This window comes from Vibrio sp. 10N.261.52.C11 (assembly GCF_041471405.1).
In the GTDB taxonomy this organism is placed as follows: domain Bacteria; phylum Pseudomonadota; class Gammaproteobacteria; order Enterobacterales; family Vibrionaceae; genus Vibrio; species Vibrio crassostreae_C.
Window position 1 is genome coordinate 1 of sequence record NZ_JBFROI010000042.1, and the last position, 19,833, is coordinate 19,833.

Genomic DNA, 19,833 nt, shown 5'->3' on the forward strand with positions numbered 1-19,833 from the left:
GCATCTTACGGTACATATGACAACTAATGATGATTTGATTTTATGTTAAAATGGTTTTTATATGGAAACTACTATGGATTATATTAAGGAAACGTTATTATGGATATACTTAAAAAGATAGAAAATTATAAGCTTGAAGAAATTAAGGTCGCGAAATTAACGCGTCCAGAAAAAGAGGTTAGGGAAATAGCTCTTGACCAGCCACCAACGCGTGGGTTCGTCAAAGCATTAATGAACAAAGAACAACAAGGAAAGTTTGGTCTAATTGCAGAAATAAAAAAAGCCAGTCCGTCTAAAGGGTTGATTCGGTCAGATTTTAATCCGGCAACATTAGCAGATGGTTACGAAGTAGGTGGTGCTGCTTGCTTATCAGTTCTGACGGACACGCCAAGTTTTCAAGGCTCTTTAGATTATTTGGCTCATGCGCGCCAAGCCTGCAAGTTACCTGTGTTGCGAAAAGATTTTATATTTGATTATTATCAGATATATGAATCTAGAGCTTGGGGAAGCGATTGTATATTGTTAATAATGTCCGTTTTGAGTGACTCGCAAGTTAAAGATTTCGAAGGTTTGGCTATTGAACTTGGGATGGACGTACTAATTGAAGTTCACAATCAAGAAGAAATGGAGCGAGCATTATTGTTAGAGTCTCCTCTGTTAGGGATAAACAACCGTAACCTCAGAACTTTTGAGGTGAACCTCAACGTTAGTGAGCATTTGTCAAAAATGACGCCCAAAAATAAATTGTTAGTTAGTGAAAGTGGTATTTTTACTAATGACGATTGCCTGAGACTAAGAAAATCAGGTTTTAATAGTTTTCTAGTGGGGGAGAGCTTAATGCGGAAAGATGACGTAGCACATGCAGTTAAAGAGTTAATTGAAGGTATCTAAAGAATTATTGTTGCTCTATGAGAAGTCGATTATTATTTGTACAAAGTATGATTTCTAAAGATTATTTTAAACAAACGTATAACGATAGCATCAGTTTTTTGTTGGCTTTTAAAACCACCGTCTATGCCGGTGGTTCTTACTTTTAGAGGAAATAACCACCATAAGTGCAGATGTGGGAGGCATGGCCCGATCAAAGGAGAGTGGCATTCTTTTGATCGAAACTTTATTTTCTAAGCTTACCTAATTAATTACTTTACGATTCATAATTTATCTCACTATCGTTGGTTATCATGTTTGGATTGCTTTTAGTGCAGTCTCGATTGCTAGGCTCACAATGGACGATAATCTTGTTCAGCAAGCCACCGAAAAACTTTGATAATGTAGCTGCTATTTCTCTTCAGCTTGACTAGATCAGCGACTTACCGTTATCTATAAACCAGCCTTGCTGTTAACGCTTTGTGCCACTTCTCTGGTTAGAATAGGAACCTTATTACTTGGTGGAGTGTTTTCGATGTTGTCAAAATGGTTGTTTATGGCTTTGCAAGTTAATATTTCAAACGTTCATTTTTTATGTATCAAGTTTTGAACTCTAATTAGGTCTTGTTAGGACTAAGAGAATTGTATTTCTTTAAGTTCTATCAAAGAAGTTAATAGGTTATTGTAAGTACAACTATGATAATTTTTTTAGAGGTGCATTCATCATAATGAATGACTTGGTCTTTTTTTATCAACCTAAGGTAGCTGCTAAGAAGGACGGTACTTTCTCCATATACGGCTATGAGGCTTTGTTACGCTGTAAAAAAAATGGGGTTTATAATGTTCCCCTTGATATACTTGAAAAGTGTAAAGATAACTATGAGTTTGATATATTCATTATTAGGTTGTTAAGAGATAGCCTAAAAAAAGAGAGTTGTTTCTCAAATAAAAACATCAGTGTAAATGTACACCCTTCCTTTTTTGAATTTTTTAAAATTTCAGAAAACAAAATTTTTGATGGTTTTAATTGTGCTAGTTTGGATCTTGAATTATTAGAGAGCTCAAGAGTAAACGATTTTTCTAAAGTAAATAAAGTTATGAATTTCCTGACCTCAGAATTTCCCTTTATAAGGTTAGCTCTTGATGATTTTGGAAGAGATTATACATCCTTAGAAAGAATAATTAATATTGAGAATATTAATGTAATTAAGTTGGATAGATTTTTAACCAATGATATTTTAAAATGTGAAAAAAAAAGAAAAGTTTTAAAGTGGCTTGTCGAGTTTACGCATAAAGAGTTAAATATTGAAACAGTTGCTGAAGGGATCGAAGATGAAAAAGTCCTAAAATTTTTATTAGATTTGGGTGTGGTTAATTTCCAAGGTTTTGTCTTTGGGAAGCCAATGCCTATTAATGAAATAAATAATTTTAATCTTTCATTAAGAAATGTTTGACTTTTTTATATGAAATTTTTAATTAGTGGGATCTTTTTGGAACGTTTATTATTAGGAAATAATGGCTAGTGTTATGAAGCATTTAAGTCGTAAAGAGTATAATTTGGCAATCTTTTACGTTGGTGAACTGATAGAGTCAGCTTACGTACTTTTTCTTTCGAAGAAGTATGTATCTAGTTCTATTATTCTAAGTTCAGTATTTGACGAGATATCGAAGATTAAAAAATGGCAAATTGAAATATACGGAGGTTCAAGTGTAGAAGAGCAACGTATAAACTTAGTTAAGAGCACCAAAAAACATGATACTTTGCTCGGTCTTAACTCTAGTGTGGCTAAAAGATTAGCATTAATTATTAGTGATGATCGTGTGAAAGACATTTTTCATAGATACGCATTAGGGGTAAATTTTGATAAGGAAATATTAACTCTTAATAGAGATAAGGATGGGTTAAATTCACCTTTGGATAAATTTGATATTATATTTACTGCTGAGTATTTTATTACAGTAATTAGTGTGTTTAGTAACGAGTTTTGGGGGGTTACATCCGAGTCATCAGTTATTTGTGACTCAATTGATAGTTTGTATAAAGAGGTTGAATTATGGTTAAAAAGCGCTAGAGATAACGGATAATTTGACATTTTATTTTATGGGGTTAATTTTGGGAAGTGGACAATATTTTTGTAATGCCACCAATTTTGATTTAGGGACTGTTATTATATCAAATGGTATAAATGGTTTGTTAGATAGAAATATAGGGGCAAACTTGTGGGTAATTTTTCAACGTCATCGAAATGCTGATTGGGGGCTAATTGATACAAATAGTAAGATCGAAAACGACCTTTCGACACATCGGGGCGGCGTGATCATGTCAAAATACAATTTTTGTAACGATATAATATCAGTAGTGACTAACCAAGATAGTATGGAAACTACAGTCTCTTTGTTTTCTGAGATTAGAGAACTACACGAAAATCTGAATAATTAATGATTGAAAATATAAATTAATCACGATAAAAATATGAAAATAAAGCTAAAGCCTTACTTACTCAAGTATATGGGATTATTATTACTCATTCCACTAATCTCTTTAGCTAAATAATATTTAGGCGAGACTATGATTGTAACTGCCAATGCAGGTCCAAGTGTTGATATTAATAAGGCTCCTGCCATAATGTCGGTGATTGATGTTCAAGAATAAAGGAAATACCATTTAATACTGTTACTTCTTAAGCTTAATTGACGGCTTTGATCTTTCCCAGTTCCAATTGGAGAAGAGAAAATAGATTGGGCGCGAGTTCAGACTTCTATGTCAAGATAGAGGGAGGCATAAAAGTATAGCTATCGTTATATTAATAAATAGCAATGCTCGAATGAAGTGAACTTTATTTATCAAGAGCATGACTATACCACCAAGCTCTTATCAGCACAGAAAACCATTTATTAAATTGTCACACGTAAAAATTGAGGCCTGAATGTGGGGCTCTAAATTACTGTATTGAAAAATCCTGTTTAATATTAAAAAATGATCGCAGCTTCTCTATCAAACGACAGCTAATAAGATTTTAAGAGATAATAGTTATGGATACTATTGGGAGCCCACTTTATTTGGGTTACCAGTAAGTGGGCTTGATAGAGAAATATATAACGTTGTACAACTATTCTTACTAAAAATGAGTGGTTTATTCGTCTAATGAAGCATTGAAAATATTTGGGTGAGAGCTCGCTAAAGCCACGAGTTCATCTATGATGACTCTAATTTTTGGTAAAATATAAGGTGTCTTAAGCCAAATTACACTTATTGGTGAACTTTCACCTGAGATATTTTCCAATACCGGGGATAAATGTCCTTTCTCAATATGCTCTTGAACTAGCCAGACAGGTAATTGCGCTAAACCCGTGCCAGATAAAGCTGACTGTAAGATACCTTCGCAATCGGCTATTTCATGGCGGGCATCAATATGAAACGATTCATTCATACCTTTTTTATTCTTTAATAACCAACTATGCCTTTGTCCTATAGGCCAACCGACGATGCAATCGTGTTGGGCGAGATCCTCTTTTTTGGTAATACGCTCTCGAGTAGCTAAATAAGAGGGTGAAGCGCATATCACCCTTTTTTGCTCCCCAATTTTACGCGCAACAATATCGCCTGAGTTTTCTAAGTGGCCAACTCGAATCGCAAGATCAATCCCGTCGCTGACTAAATCAGTAGGACGGTCATTAAAGGTGATTGATAAATCTAATTGCTCGAACTTGGACGTTAATTCTAGCAACTTGGGCAAAATTGCTCTTCTACCGAGAACAGCTGGTAAGTCGAGACGAACACGTCCAGAAGGCAGTAATTGTTGGTTGTTTAATCGCTTTTCAGCTTCCTCTAAAATCGTCATTGCCTTAAGGCAATCTGCAAAATAAGAATCTCCATCATTGGTTAATGCGATGCGTCGAGTCGTTCTATGCAGTAGTTTTGTACCCAGTTGCTTCTCTAGTCGAAGAACGCTTTTACTTAAGGCTGAGCCTGTCATACCGAGAGCTTGGGCCGCAAGCGTAAAACTACCTAGTTGAGCTACTGTAATAAAGTGGCGAATTTCAATAATATGGCTTTTCATTATACCATTAATTCCCATGTTGACTTTGTATTTATAATTATACGGACTTAATTGGTGTCTGTGAATTATTTAATTTACTCATGTCGGTTTAGGATGAAAATCAGTTATCTTTCTTACACAAATAACAACAATATAAATAGCTTCATTCGATTCTGACTTTTTGGAGTGATGAAGAGGTGATAATCAGGTGGGCGCGAAGTAAACCGAATAAGCGCTGGAGATCACGTCGGTACAGTGATTTGGCCATCACGACAACGCTTTTAGTGAAACGAGTGTTTTCTATGCCACTGAGATCTCTGCAAGGATTTATCGAACAAAGCAAGTTGAGGTCTCATTTAAGACTAAAACGAGAGGAGCGATACCAACACCTAACCATTGATGCAACTGGCCTTAAGGTTTATGGCGAAGACGAATGGAAAGTCAAAAACACGGGATGGATGGCAAGCGTAGAGTTTAGCGAAAGCTTCATATTGTAGTCTAGACAAACACTCATGAAATTATTGCAGCTAAGCTAAGTTTATCGACGGTTACAGATGGAGAAGCACTCCCGAACTTACTTAAACAAACACACCGAAGCATCCTTGAGGTGTCTGGTGATGGCACTTACTACACGACAGCTTGTCACGCTGCGATTAAGATTAAGAGAGCCGTATTGGTTCTATGACCCCTATGTAGCTCTGTGGCAAAGTTGTTGATTTAAATCATTAGGTCGATCTATTGGGTCTTCATTGGACTAAGTGTTGTGATTTTTATTGTCTTAATCGAGGTGCGTGAATAAGCTATTATTTAGCTGAGTTATTACTGGTTGTTTCTATTATTCGTAACGAAAAGATATTAGAAATTAATTTTTAACCGTTAACAAAGAGGTAATTTATTTCTATGGACGACTCCTTTAGGTGCCGTTGTATTCAATCGTCTTCTTTTATTGAGAGGGCAAGACAATGTTAGAACTCTTTCTACAACCCGAAATCTGGGTAGTATTTACAACCTTACTGATTCTTGAAATCGTTTTGGGTGTCGATAATGTTGTCTTCATTTCTGTTCTGTGTGAGCGACTTCCCGTAGAGCAGCGTAAAACCGCACGTAATTTGGGGATCGGTTTAGCCGTTTTAACCAGAATAGGTTTGGTCTTTTCTATTTCTTGGGTGATGTCTCTTACTCACCCTTTGTTGAGTTTAGCCGATTTAACGTTCACCGGACGAGATATAATTATGATTATGGGCGGTGGATTCTTGTTGGTTAAAAGTGGTAAAGAACTTTGGTCATGGTTGAAGCATACACCATCGTCTTACTCAACTCGTGCCAAGGCTGGACTGGCTGTAGTACTCCTTCAGATCGTAGCGGTAGATGCCGTTTTTTCAATGGATTCAGTTATAACCGCTGTTGGTTTAACGTCTGAAATACCTGTTATGGTAGCTGCTATTTTGACTTCCGCTGTTTTTATGATTTTGACCGCGGAAAAAATAAACAATTTGGTTGTGCGTTATCCCGGGTTTAAGACACTGGCTTTATTGTTTTTGGTTCTCTTAGGCGGATTGTTGATGGCCGAAGGGTTAGCAATTCATATTAATAAAGGTTATGTATACTTTGCTATGGTGTTTGGTCTTGCGCTTGAATTATGTCATATACAAATAAAAAACAAACAAAAGAGAACGTTAATTATCCATCGCATTAAAGTACTTAAGTCTAAAGCGAATCAGATGACGTTATAATAATATAATTTTCTGCATTGACGAGGTTATCAAGTAGAAGTGGAATTGACTACGACTCATTCCACTTAACTGATTGAACTTATTTTTGGTGGGGTGTTCAATAGACTTAGGTTCTAATTTAGGCCGGTTTTTCTTTGTTTACTGGAGACAACCCATTATTTATTTAATATGGCAGTTGTCGGTGCAGTAACTTATAGGTAGTAATCAAAGTCTCTTTTTACCATAATTTGTGTTCGGTGTTCTTGGTATCCACTTGGTCTTCTAGCTTCTATACCCGATTTAGATAATAAGTGCGACATTCATGAAAAGGTGTAGAAGAGGCAGCCAACTGCTGAAAATGGTATGCTCTTCTCGCCAAAGAAACAAGAAGTACTACCATGAGTTTCTGTCCTGTTAATGCTATGCTATTTGACGTGTGGACGCATATTGAACATTGCGCTCAAGCCTTAAGGCATAATAAAATGGTGTGCGGAATTATTTTCCCACGTTAGTTTCGTTTGCTTAAGTTATTGTCCTTTGGACTAGCGTTCAAACAGTTTTGGTTTTTCAGAGGAAGTTGTTTCCCATTTTCTTTACGTACATTAAATGTGTTTGCGGGCATAGATTAGTAGTTGCCATATGGCAGAACCATCCTAAGCTCGCTTATATAGTTGCTTAATTTACCTGCAGACGTTGTTGGGTCACTCCAGCTATTCTCTATGTTTTGGCCTCTTTAAAATAGAGAGTGCTCCCGAAAGTTAACTAGAGTTATTAAATTTCAACCACCTCATTTACGTTATTCTATCGCTGCTATGCGCTTGCGTTATATACTCACTCCACCAGCGCATGAGCACTTTCCTTTTTTCGAAAAAGTCAGATCTGTTATAACTTGCTCTTGTCGTATTTTTGTCCATGTGTGATAGGCAAGCCTCAATATGAAGCGTATCGTACCCTTGTTCATGTAACGCGGTAGAAGCTATGGACCTCAATCCATGTGCTACAAGTTCATCTTTGAACCCTAAACTACGCTTCAAAGCTGCATTGGCCGTATAGATACTTATATGACTGTTTGGGTCTCGTTCTCCCGGGAAGATGAACTCCTTATTTTCACTTTGAATTCTAATGTATTTAAGAATATCTATTGCTTGTTCGGTTAGAGGTACTTTGTGTTCACGCCTACGCTTCATTTCTTCAGCAGGTATAGTCCAGCAATTATTTTTAAGATCAATATCCTTCCAGCGCGCTCTGGCCGCCTCTTTTGGGCGAGCGATGGTATGTAACTGCCACAGTAGAAGTAGTTTGGTTTTATCTTGGATGTTTTCGTTCTGTGACAAGCGAGACAGAAATTCGCCTAAAAGCTCTGGGCGTATAGTGGGCATGTTTTCAACTTGGTGTTTCTCAAACGAATGGATCATTTTTGTTAGGGGATTAGCTGCTATGACGTCGCTTGCGACAGCGTATTCCATTATTTGATTTAGACTTTGGCAAATTCTTTTAATAGTTGATAGTTTACCGTCGGTTTCCAATGGTCTCAGTGTTTCAATAGCATAACGTCGACTGATCTCACTTATGGGAAGTGCGCCTAAATGGTCGAATACGTATTTCTCCAATGTTCTCCAGGTTCGTTCTGCATGAAAGGGGCTAACAGATTTACGTTTTCTTTCAAACCACATCGTTGCAACAGCAAGAAAGTTATCGTTGTGCTTACGCAGCTCTTCAATTCTCTTATCTTCTTTAAGGCGCTTAGGGTCTAAACCTTCCGCAATTTGTTTCCGATACTCTGCTGCTTCTAATTTGGCGGCTGCCAGTCGTAAAGAAGGATAGGTTCCCATCGAAATTTTGGTTACTTTTCGCGTTACAGGGTGACGATATTTAAACTGCCAGGCTTTCGTTCCAGTTCCTGCACTAGAGCGTTTAGGTCGAATACGGAGCTGTAAGCCCTCTTCAACAGTGTAGGTATATTCCTTGTCTTTGATAACGAGCGCTTTTATTGATGTATCTGTAATCCGTTTAGCCATAATCATAATCACATAGATGAGAAAATAGAGACCATTGTATAGCAAACTAGTCTGGTGGGGTACCGGGTGGGGTACCAAAATGTTGAATTGGAGTGGGATTTACTGGAATGTCCTGGGATGGTTTCTCTATTTAAATGATTGATTTTGTGTTGATTTTGGTATTTATTGGTTGTTCTTGGAATTTTAATTCAGTTGACCCGGAAACCATTGAATAGACATAGAGATAAACCTTGATAAATATATTTGCTGCACATTGTAAGGGTTCGTTAGGGCGTGTAAAGCGCTATGTTGCCCTAGATTAATCAGAGTGAAAGTCCTTACAGGCAATATTATTGCAGTGAGCGATTGTAAGGGGCGCATACGTAGAGATTTCAAATGCTGTAATCCATCTAGCAGGCATTTGATTTAACAGTTGATGATTTGAAATGGATTCGGCGAAAAGTAAGTTTTTGTGTGTCGCCAATTGTTGAAAGATAAAATACTATTGCATTGAGTGTTTTATCTCGAAGATCCGACTGGAGACATAATCCTATGGGGTTATGTCTGTGGTTGATTTGATTGAACGAGATTTTTCATCAACTGTTTACGTTCTGCTTGAGCGATATAAATGAATTGGTTGTTATAACTTCTGTCTGTATTGATATATTGTTCGAAATCCACAGGCACTCCCGCAACCGATAGTTCTATATGTAAGTGAGGACCAGTAGTTCGACCTGAATTTCCAGTGAGTCCAATGATTTGACCTTTAGTGATGAACTCTCCGGCCGAAACGTGTTTTTCTGAAAGGTGTAGGTAGCGAGCGTAGTTTCCATCAGCGTGTTTTATGGTTAGATAGTTACCAGCAAAACGGTTATACCGGGACTTCAAAACGATGCCATCTGACAATGAATGAACCTTTGTACCTATTGGTGTCGCGTAATCCGTTCCAAAATGAGGTGCAATTCGATTCGTTATAGGGTGTTTCCTGTTTAAATCGAATGATGAACTCACTCGATAATGCTTAGCAAGAGGGAATACATAGTCATTGTTTATTTTATATCCATTTTCGTTATAGATATTATCATCCGCCCCTCTCATAGCAAAAAATTCTATATCACTACCCAAATAGTAAAAAGCACTGACATATTCTGTTTTTGTACCATCATGTTGGGTTTTTATTGAAAACTTATCACCGTTGTTAACTGATTTAATAATGTCAAAATTATCACCTAATAGACTCAATAGTGATTTTAATTCATTGTTCGTCAAACCAGAGGATAGTATAGAACTGACAAAAGAGTATTTCACAACCCCTGAAACCATTTCAGATGTCGGAGCTGGGGTTGGAATATGAATGCTTTTGGACTTGGCTATTTTAGGTGCCTGTTTTTTATCAGTATTTGAATGATTGTAGCTTAGCGATATGGCTGTTGAAACGATCAAAAAAACCATCAAAAGGCCAAAGGAAAGGGTACGGCGACTTAAATGGCTATTTATTTTCAAATACATAAATTATCAATAAAATTCGGTTAATGGATAAAAATAAGAATTAGATCATAATATTTATTTGTTTTTTTTGCATGTTATTTTAGTTCATTCCTTCGTAATGACTAGCTAAAGGTATAGGGTGTGTTTTTAGAGAGATAAAAAACAAACATTTCACCTTTTGATTTAGCTAAACTGTACTTTATAAGTAGTTATTATGTCATGTTGAGAAAATCTTAGACGATAATATAATCGCGGAAAAATATACTCTGCCAGAAAACTATGTTCACTAAAAATACGTTGAAATCAACATTAGGTCTTATTGTTACGTCGCTTATCTTAAGCGCATGTGGCGGTGGGGAAGGCGGAGGTGATAACACCCCGCCAGCAAGGAATACCGGAAGCATCTCAGGTAACGTTTTTGACGCTCCTGTGAGCGGTGCGAAAATTGAGGTGTTTGAATACAAGGATGGAAACCTAGGTAGGAAGTTAGCAAGTACGACTTCCGATGCTTTTGGTGACTACAAGGTTGAATTTGAATCTTCATCGATGCCACTTTTCATCGTAGCTAAAGAAGGCAGTTATACCGATCCCTTAACGAAAAATACAGTGTCTGTCAGTAACGGCAAAACACTGCGTTTAGAAGCCATGCTCAATTACAAAGAAGGGCGTGATCAAAACTTAATGCTGACCCCTTTGACGAACATCGTTTCAGGCTTAACTCAATACAAAGTAGGCAGGGGAGTGTCAGACTCTACTGCTATATCGGAATCACTAAATAGCATTAACGATATGTATGGTTTCGATGTCAATGAAACTACTCCGATAGACATTACTAAAGGTGGTCAAAGTAGTTTTGCTACATCCGGTCACCAATATGGTGCTTTGTTAACCGCTTATTCTTCTTATTCGTACGACCTAATTCAAAAATACGGTGATACTCAGAGTAATATTTACACATCGATGCATTTGGCTGATATCCAATATCGAGATGTCATTGCCGATGGTCTTCTTGATGGGCTGGAAATAAGTACTGTGTCGGGAGGGGTAACCCCTTTAACCTTCGGTCAACAAAAAGTCTCTAGTGATATTTACACTCACGATTTGGCACAGCATGTTCTAATTGTCGTCAATGATCCTAACTTAAATATTTCAGGAACAGACGCAGACGACTATGTTGAGTTTAGCCGTAAGATTAATGACCAAGGCACCAATAGCGGTACTGGCGGTGTGATCCCACCTCGCGACGAAACCGAAATTGATACCGAAGCGCCTACAGTGTCTAGAACAGACAGTGATGTATTGGTAAGCCTCGATAAAGTGGATATTAAGCTCAATGATGAAATTGGTGTTCAAGGTGTCTCAGCGTACCTTGAATACCAACTGGACGGTGTCTGGTCTCTCGAGAGTCAGTGTGACGATGAACAAACTGCGGGTAGTGAGTTTTGTTTCTTGGAATTCGACGGCTTTGAATCTGGTCTTAGAGAAACAAGTATTAAAGTAAGTGTAGACACAAAAGCCATTGACGCGGTAGAAGTTGATTCGGATACGGGACTCTCAAATGTAACTGCGGCACGTTTGGTTTTTTATACGACTGACGTCTTAGGTAACGAATTAGTTCAAGGGCGAGATGTTGGCCATTATGTAAACTTTGAATGGGACAACAATGCGCCGGTAATTGAAGTAACCTCGGCTAGTTCTATAAACAACAGTGCAAAAGAGTATGTGCTTAAAGGCACTGTAAAAGAAGACTCGCAAGAGATTGATTCGGTAACGGTTTCATTTAAAGGCGGTTTAGATGATAGCGTTTCTTGTGGTCATATAACTTTAGAGTCAGGCAGTGCCTGTGAATTCAGTAAGGGATATTCAACCGATGAATTCGTATCGATAACAACATTTGAAATTAAAGCCACCGATAGCAACGGGAATATTGGTAAGGAAGTTCACGAAGTCGTTCGTGATGATCAAGCGCCGGCGCAAGTGATTAGCTACCCAGAGAATGCTCCAATGAATTATGTCAACGTTAGTGTTGATGGGGAACGCGTAACTAAAGAAGATGTTTATACGCAAGACACCTACACATCAGAAACGGTTCAATCCACTCGTGATTATTTGAAGATTGATTACATTTACGCGAGCAAGGGGATTTTAAACTCAATTCCCGATGTCGATTTTAGTGACTTTAATGTCAACGACCTCAAAGATAACAAAATTCCATATGTTCGTGTCAGAGTCTCAGATGGCAACGGGGATATGGGGTTAGGATCTAGTGCCGACAAACTTAAGCTAGTTGTTAAGTATTTAGTAAGCGCAAACAATGATAATAACTACGTGCTTCAGAAGGTAACCGATACCGTAGCCTCTGCCGCTAACATACCCCACGAAACTATCTCTGATACTGAAGGACACGTAAATGAGGTTATCTATTATGTTCCTTTTGTAAAAGAAATACTTGGTGACAACTTCGCTTCGACGTCCGAGAACAGCAGTCAAAAACTAGTGATTCAAACTATTGACGAGTCTGAAAATGAAAGTGCTGAGCAAGAAGTTTATTTTCGTAGTAGCTTCGACTTGCCGACAATGACGATCGTTACTCCATTTATCGGGGCTAGTGTGCAATTGGAGGGATTAAACTCGAAGGGAGAGTTTACCTCGCTAGGAAGATGTACCACGATTCAGCACTTAGAAAGTGATGGAACAAATAAAGCACTCGATGTTGCTGGATGTGAAACAACAACTGATGTAGTTAACTACGACTTTATGCGAGTGCGGTTAATCGGTATTGATGGTAATACGCAACCGTATTACTACAAGTGGGAGAGTGATCCAGGTACACAATCAGAACAAGTGAACCTAAATAGCGCGAATATAGGTGCCTACTTTAAACTTAATGGTTCTAAGACTTTTTATATTACCGAGCTAGCAACATACCAAACCGGACTGTTTGACTCTCAATGGAATCAAGTTGAAGCTGGAAACAAGACTCCAGAGAATGCCGCACGAATTTTAGACGACGTACAATATGCTCTCGCTGGTGGAAGCGATTCATTCTTTGGTTTCGACCCAACGATCGTTTCGTATGCAACGAATGAAATATTGAAAGGTGCTATTCCGGAAAAACTGCCTAATAATTATATTCATCGGTTTTTAGTAGAAGCGATTTATGACATTACCCAAATAAACAACATGCTACTAAGTAACTCTGTTGATTTTGCTTCCGCTATCTATGATGACTTGCAGTACGATGGCCAAGCTAACGGTATTGGTAGTGGGGGTGAAAAAATAGTTCTAGATTCATATGAATTTAGCTCAAAGTCTTACCGTAATGACTTAGCGCAATCATACTATAACATTATGACTGAAAAGTATGGTGTAGCAGCTAACCTAGCTCAGCGATACGCCGATCAGATATCAAGGGCGAACCCAAGCCTCGATGGCGAACAGATTATAGACGGTGATGGCGAAAGTATTGATAAATCACCGCCTCAACCTTCGCTAAGTATCGAAAATGGCCGAGAAACATGGGTTGGAAATAAACGGTACGTTGCTGGTGTTTTAGATTCACGGATTATTTTGGAAGATCCGTCAGGCATTGTCGTGGAAGAAGGCAGTCAGCCATTATTTGTTACAGTGTGGTATAAGAAAACTGAACCGAATACGGAAATCCCAATTGATCTGAATATTCGAGAGTCAGGTGGTGATAATTATAAAAAAGAGTATTTATTTACCCTTAATACCGAGTCTTCAAATCTCAAAGGGATTGTCGAGTTTGCACTTGTGACCAGTGCAATGGATGAGCATGGAAATAGCTATGGTTACAATGGAGAGGAACCACATACGGAAACTTTGTATGTGGATAATGATTATCCTTTAGCGACTTATATTCCCCCGAGCGATGGTAATGGTGATCCGATTGACGAAAATGTCTATTTGAACACCAATTATGTTCAAGAACTCACTTTCAACATTGACGATATTGTAGGAGACAAATTGGACGAGCGAGGGCTCACTTTCTACAACTCGGCAACCGGTGTTACTAATGATTATGACGCTAACTCACATTTTTCAAGTAATACAGAGGATCATTTTAAGGTAAAACTATGCTCTGGAGACAAATGTAGCAGTCAAGGTAATATTATTAGTCCAGAAGATGGTAATTGGGTGGTGTATGTTAATGCTGAAGACAATCTGTCTAATATAGTTAACCGCCAGACGACCAATGCCCCTCAATTTAGTGTATTACTTGATTCAAAAGGTCCGGTAGTAAACGGATCTAAAATTATTAACCACTTAGGTGGTAATACTAGCTGGGTACCTGATATTACTTGGAGCTTGAGTCCAGGGAGTTTGGTTGAAGTCGATATGAAGTCAGAGTCTGGCAGGCGTTTCACTTTGCAACATTACGAAACAGAACCTGAAGAGAGTACTGAGCCGTATCTATTAGGCATGCAGCCTAACGTAGAGGTGAGACTAGTTGCGGAGGCATTTAAATATAATGAGAAAAACTTCTTCTACGTAACAGCAACAGACAGTTCTTTTCCATCGGGAACACACAGTGGTGAATTTGAATTCTTGGTCGACAACAAGGGACCAGTAATTGAATTAGCTGACCCTTGGGTTTTAGACACTAATTCAGGTGAAAGCTATGTTCTTGGTACCGCATTTACTGTAAAGCTTACATCAGTATCTGACGACTCTGATGTATCTAAGGTTGAACTTTGGCAACAAGGTCAAAACGCTGCAATACGTTCAATTGACCCCAAAGAGCCAACGCAGCCCTTTGATATCGAAATTACAGAAACGCAAAGTGACACTATAGTGATTGGCGAAGACAGAAAGGCTAACCTGTACCTCAAAGCCCTAGACGAATATGGGTTTGAATCTGAAACAGAAATTAGAACTGTTCTGCTAGATCGTGAAGGCCCATCACTAAAGTTAAATGCGTTTGATCCGGAAAGTTTCTATCTTGGTGATTATGTATTCAATCTTTCAGCCCAAGATTTAAATGATAGGGGAACACCATCATCAGACGGTGTTAACAATGAAACATTAGAGTATTGGACTTTCAAAGAAAACCCCTCTGATGCAAGCACCTTAGTTGGTGAAGATATGAAGATTCCTTTAAGAGGTGAAAACGATGGTGATAGTGCGATTCGCACTATCAGATTAGGTGGTTCCGACATTAGAGGGAATACGACAAGCATAGATTATGTGGTTAAAGTTCAAAACTCAAAGCCCACTATTAACTCGGTTACTTTCACATATGAAGATGGCACGCCAGTTTCTTCTGGTGGCCAGATACAAATTACTCGTGTTGAACCTGTAATTATAAGTATTGATGCTGAAGATGAGAGCGGGATCCCGCTAGTTGAAGGTACTTATAAATATGGGGAACAAACCAACAATATCTCATTTTTTCAGAAAGGTGGCCTTTGGGAAGCTAGGTTGACAGAGGCAGATCTAACGGAAGATGGTGCCTATCAGTTGGAATTCAAAGTATATAATAACGTTCGCTATAGCTCTGAACAAGAAAGGCCTGTTTCCGAACGGTCAGAAAGTATCAATGTGCAACGTCAAGGTGTTGCTCTGTCAATCGTAAAACCGACTGACTTCCAAAGTCATATATCGGGAAGTACCCTTAATGTTGAATTTGGCCCTGCGGGTGAGGTAAAAGCAAAAACATTAGAATGTTGGGTTAGAGAGAATTACACCTCAGACGGTGTGCCGGAAGATGGTTCGAACAATGCTTATTCAGGTGTTATAACTAATCCTCAAGAAAATTATAAGTGTAGCATTACAACTGATGTGAATATGTCTGTTTCACCTGTGGTTTTGATAACGAAAACAGTAGGAACGAATGATACTGAAACAGTCAATAAATTCAGCTTTAATATGATGGATATCGATGCCCCTACGGTTGAACAAGACACATATCAATTTACTGGCAATGACGTTGGTTTGAACGCCGAAGGTAAGAAAGTTCTGAGCTTAACATTGAGCTTCAAAGACAATCTTTCTGGTGTGGATATTAGTGATGGTAACGAACCGTTATTGGTAAGAAATCGATTAAATGTGTCTTTTGAACCAAATAGTTGTAGCTCTAAATTGGGTATAACGACATGTACGTATAGAGAGTTGTATGCCGATATCCTCTCTCCGGGGGCGTTACAGCACTTATACACGATTAAGAACTTGTCTGATGTCGCCGGAAACTTAGGTTCGGATCATGCGTTAGAATTATTGCTTCCAGCCCAAGGCGATTTAGAAATCGCTATTACCAGCCCTGCTGAAGATACTATTATTCGAGGTGAGACCCTTGAAATGAAATTCAAGGTGAAGGTTGGACAAAATTCTGATCTTGAAAATGTCGTCGCAACTCTAGATGGTGCGTCATATAATTTGAATGACAACCCAGAGAACTTTGGCCCTTTCACTAAGTGTGAGGATGACTATTCTTGCTCGACGTTTACCGCGCCATTAGATGACAAACTAGATGGTCAATTTATCAAGCCTAAAATTCAAATTATTGATGTATGGGGAGAGTCTATAAGCGATGAAGTCAGCGTAATGGTCGATAATAGCCTACCAAATGTTGACGACACTGTATCCCTCAATGAATCTCCGGATGATTCTAGCTTAGTTAGATTTCAGTTTTCTGTGTGGGATGAAGGTAGCGGTATAGCAAAGGTTAAGTACACAATAGTTAATCCTAAATATGTATTTGATAAAGATGACATTGGCGACAATTCACACCTTTATTTTGATCTTCCAAAAACTGAGTTAGAAGAGTTGAATTCGATACGAGTCAATGTCGAAGCAACTGACAATGTAGGTTGGACTCAAAATAAGACGATTGATATTGACATTAGGATACCAACTATTGATTTGGCTTTTGATGGAATAACGAGTTTACAAGGGGGTAAGCTTGCTTTTACTAATGATAGCCAAGCGTTCACCATTACCTCTGAAGAGGGAGAGGATGTAAAGGCTGCTTCCTATGCTATAGATTTGGTTCCAGTTTCAGGTAACACGATTAAGTTTTCTGGGAAAATAGCCTCTTCAACAGCTTCAGATACGATGACTTTTGATATCGATGCTCAAGCTGAGTATATGCAAAAAGTAACCGTAACCGATTCTATCGGGCGAGTTATTATTGACTTTAATGTGCTCAACAAGACTTACGATGCTGAAGGCATCGCATCCATTGTTGATTACCAAGCACCGGTCATTTCAAGTATCACCAGTACTCAGGATTCGATGATTCCAGAGGAAGGGCTATATTATTTGGATGTAAGAGCATACGTCTTCGATAAAAATCTAAGCAGTGTTGGTTCTACTGCGGAAAACGGTACCGATGCCCCGGTAAACCCACAATCAATTGAAGAACCGACCAAAGACGGTGACCCTTACTTGATACGTTATCTTTTATTTCCTGGCGATTATCTAATAAATGTAACGGCAGACGATTTAGTTGAACACCAGACCGAGAAGTCACTAAATACAAAAGTTGAAGCAGCAAGTATTCCAGAGCTAACAATATCAACGGCAGCATCAATGCCTTTGGCTGGTGGCGTTGAAATTCCACTTTTGTTTACCTTCACTGAAGAGGTTAATCAATTTGAATTTTCAGATGTAGAGATTTTAGCAAGTGATGGCAATGATACAGGCGAGTTGAAGCAAGCATCATGGAGTACAACAGACAATATAACTTGGTCGGTCAATTACATAACGCCTGAAAAACAGAACAAAAACATAACCATACGAGTCGGTGATAATAGTTACGAAAGCGTAAATACTATCCCCGGTACAGGGGATAGTTTGGTTTTGGGGATTGAGGGTGTGTTACCAACCCTGTCTAGCGTGACATTTGATCCAATGCATCAGCAAGTAGGCAAAGATGTACAAGTAGCCCTTGAATTTGATAAGGAATTACAAGAAGTAACGGCCATGCTTGGTGGTAATCAAATCAACTCACTAACTGCTACGGCTGATAAGAAAGTTTGGAAGGGTAACGTTCGAGTGCCTGATACTAATGAATTAACAGTGGCTTTGATTACAGAGCAATACAAAGACCTAGTGGGTAATGTGGGCATGCAAGACAGCACACACTCGCTGCCTATCACGCCAACGTTGGACATCACACCGGTGGGCAGTGTGGACGGCAGCAATGCCGCGAACTTGGCCTTCTCAGGCACCTCGACCCGTTTTGATGGTCAAGAGCTTCGCCTGGCAGTGAAAGCGCAAGACAATGAGACGGTATTGAAAAATGGCGTTACGACCGTAGCAAGCGGTGGGGCTTGGAGCAGTACGGTGGACATCAGCGATCAACCGAACGGCAGCTACACCGTTATTGTGACGGGCACCAACGCTGCAGGCGTGCAAGTAAGCGAAAGCGCAAGCTTTACGCTCGCGCAAGCGGTACCGACGTTAACGAGCGTGACGTTTAACCCAAAACACCAAGCGATAGGTCAGAGCGTATCGGTCAGTCTTAAGTTCGATAAAGCGCTGCAAGCGGCCAGTGCCGAGTTAGGTGGTACGGTCATCTCGCTGACGCAGAGTGCGGACGCCAGCGTGTGGACGGGCAATGTCGATGTATTAGTCGCGACGTCGTCTGATTTGACGGTGGATTTGGTGGTGAAAGATTACCAAGACTTATCGGGTAACGTGGGGGTGCAAGACAGCACACATTCGCTGCCTATTACGCCAACTATCAGCATCTCTGCGATCAACAGCGGTAACGATGTTAATGAATCAGAGACACCTACATTGATTCTCGATGGTACTACGGTTCGTTTTTCTGAAGGAGATAAGTTGAGCCTAAGTGTCACGGATAGTGGGGGAGTTAAAGTTTCAGATGCTGAGGTGCTGGTTGGTGAAAATGGAGTTTGGCAATATGAACTGACTCTTGATCCAATCGAAGGTGGGTCTGTGACGGTGTCACTACATGGTGCCAATGCACTTGGAGCCGATGGCACTTTGGTTGAATCTACATTTACATTAAATAAGGATGTGAACGCTGCAGTGGTCGTAGTGCCAAGTTTATTACGACAACTGCTTATTTACGACAAGGGCACAAAACTAGCAGCGTAACGCTAATCGTTATATGGAAGATTAGACAATGGTCTGCCTATTCGGCAGACCTTTTTGCAAATGTATCTAAGGTTGTTGGAATTTGAGCGTGAAGTTGACTTGATTATTTCTATTATCCTCAACTCGATTAACGAAAATATTGTACAACAGTGACTAATATTGATTAGTTTAGTGATGCTGAGTCATTGAAATGAAAATTATTTTGTTTTTCCTGTTTCATTATTTAGTCATATTTTAAGCCAGATAACTAATATAACTGGTGATGCCATCAGAATGGCAATTGCATAGATATTTTGCATAGTAGTTTTTGGTGTTATCTCTATAAAAGTGCCATCTTGATATTAAGTGCATAATATATATAGTGTTTATATCACATCGTTATTTGATGTGGTGTTCTGCATTTTGGTACTTTAGTACCACCCTTTTAAGCCAATTTAGTGTTCCAAAATAAATCCTATTTATATTGGCTAAGTTTATGTGGGAATTTATTCCCACTTTTTTTTCTCTTTTATAGAGGATAAAATGCTTAATATAACCTTCTAAATCGATGAAATGGTTCCACCAGATATGTGTGTTTGGTCTAGTTAGTATTTACTTAAGTACGCAATGAAATGATTGTTATGTGACATCCGTTCAAATTGA

At 38.8% G+C, this 19,833-nt stretch carries 9 protein-coding genes and 1 pseudogene; 7 read left to right on the forward strand and 3 right to left on the reverse strand.

What is annotated here, in order from left to right:
* The first annotated feature begins 99 nt into the window (after window positions 1-99).
* The 4 genes from trpC to AB4323_RS16650 all read left to right on the forward strand — a co-directional run bounded on the left by trpC (window position 100) and on the right by AB4323_RS16650 (window position 3,307).
* Entirely contained in the window at window positions 100-891 is a 792-nt protein-coding gene (gene trpC, locus AB4323_RS16635) for an indole-3-glycerol phosphate synthase TrpC (protein ID WP_086714121.1), read from the forward strand.
* A 704-nt stretch (window positions 892-1,595) separates the two neighbouring features.
* The gene (locus tag AB4323_RS16640) at window positions 1,596-2,321 is read left to right on the forward strand and encodes an EAL domain-containing protein (protein WP_086714120.1); all 726 of its coding nucleotides are present in this window, start codon (window positions 1,596-1,598) and stop codon (window positions 2,319-2,321) included.
* 61 nt (window positions 2,322-2,382) lie between these two features.
* Window positions 2,383-2,952, forward strand: a complete 570-nt coding sequence (locus tag AB4323_RS16645) for an AbiV family abortive infection protein (RefSeq protein ID WP_229647824.1) — start codon at window positions 2,383-2,385, stop codon at window positions 2,950-2,952.
* A 28-nt stretch (window positions 2,953-2,980) separates the two neighbouring features.
* Complete coding sequence (locus AB4323_RS16650; RefSeq protein WP_229647823.1) at window positions 2,981-3,307, forward strand: hypothetical protein; 327 nt, start codon at window positions 2,981-2,983, stop codon at window positions 3,305-3,307.
* 694 nt (window positions 3,308-4,001) lie between these two features.
* On the opposite strand, the gene AB4323_RS16655 is transcribed toward AB4323_RS16650, so the two are convergent.
* Complete coding sequence (locus tag AB4323_RS16655) at window positions 4,002-4,928, reverse strand: LysR family transcriptional regulator (protein ID WP_228761174.1); 927 nt, start codon at window positions 4,926-4,928, stop codon at window positions 4,002-4,004.
* Between the two features lie 152 nt (window positions 4,929-5,080).
* Here AB4323_RS16655 and AB4323_RS16660 point away from each other — a divergent pair.
* A pseudogene (locus AB4323_RS16660) lies at window positions 5,081-5,589 on the forward strand (transposase); the annotation flags it as partial.
* Window positions 5,590-5,869: 280 nt separating this feature from the next.
* Window positions 5,870-6,640 carry a TerC family protein gene (locus tag AB4323_RS16665; RefSeq protein ID WP_086714118.1) on the forward strand — a complete coding sequence of 257 codons (771 nt, stop codon included), beginning with the start codon at window positions 5,870-5,872 and terminating at the stop codon, window positions 6,638-6,640.
* A gap of 770 nt (window positions 6,641-7,410) precedes the next feature.
* Here AB4323_RS16665 and AB4323_RS16670 read toward each other — a convergent pair.
* Both AB4323_RS16670 and AB4323_RS16675 read right to left on the reverse strand, forming a co-directional pair.
* A complete protein-coding gene (locus AB4323_RS16670) occupies window positions 7,411-8,637 on the reverse strand; it encodes a tyrosine-type recombinase/integrase (RefSeq protein ID WP_086714117.1) in 1,227 nt (408 codons plus the stop codon).
* 537 nt (window positions 8,638-9,174) lie between these two features.
* Window positions 9,175-10,125: a peptidoglycan DD-metalloendopeptidase family protein gene (locus AB4323_RS16675; RefSeq protein WP_372152919.1), complete on the reverse strand. Its 951-nt coding sequence runs from the start codon at window positions 10,123-10,125 to the stop codon at window positions 9,175-9,177.
* A gap of 258 nt (window positions 10,126-10,383) precedes the next feature.
* Here AB4323_RS16675 and AB4323_RS16680 point away from each other — a divergent pair, with 258 nt between their 5' ends.
* Window positions 10,384-19,191 carry a tandem large repeat gene (locus tag AB4323_RS16680; RefSeq protein WP_372152920.1) on the forward strand — a complete coding sequence of 2,936 codons (8,808 nt, stop codon included), beginning with the start codon at window positions 10,384-10,386 and terminating at the stop codon, window positions 19,189-19,191.
* The last annotated feature ends 642 nt before the right edge of the window (window positions 19,192-19,833 follow it).

Coding starts and splice junctions, on each gene's coding strand:
- AB4323_RS16670 (WP_086714117.1), bottom strand. CDS start 8,637: ATGGCTAAACGGATTACAGATACATCAATAAAAGCGCTCGTTATCAAA.
- AB4323_RS16645 (WP_229647824.1), top strand. CDS start 2,383: ATGGCTAGTGTTATGAAGCATTTAAGTCGTAAAGAGTATAATTTGGCA.
- AB4323_RS16675 (WP_372152919.1), bottom strand. CDS start 10,125: ATGTATTTGAAAATAAATAGCCATTTAAGTCGCCGTACCCTTTCCTTT.
- AB4323_RS16640 (WP_086714120.1), top strand. CDS start 1,596: ATGAATGACTTGGTCTTTTTTTATCAACCTAAGGTAGCTGCTAAGAAG.
- AB4323_RS16680 (WP_372152920.1), top strand. CDS start 10,384: ATGTTCACTAAAAATACGTTGAAATCAACATTAGGTCTTATTGTTACG.
- AB4323_RS16655 (WP_228761174.1), bottom strand. CDS start 4,928: ATGAAAAGCCATATTATTGAAATTCGCCACTTTATTACAGTAGCTCAA.
- AB4323_RS16665 (WP_086714118.1), top strand. CDS start 5,870: ATGTTAGAACTCTTTCTACAACCCGAAATCTGGGTAGTATTTACAACC.
- trpC (WP_086714121.1), top strand. CDS start 100: ATGGATATACTTAAAAAGATAGAAAATTATAAGCTTGAAGAAATTAAG.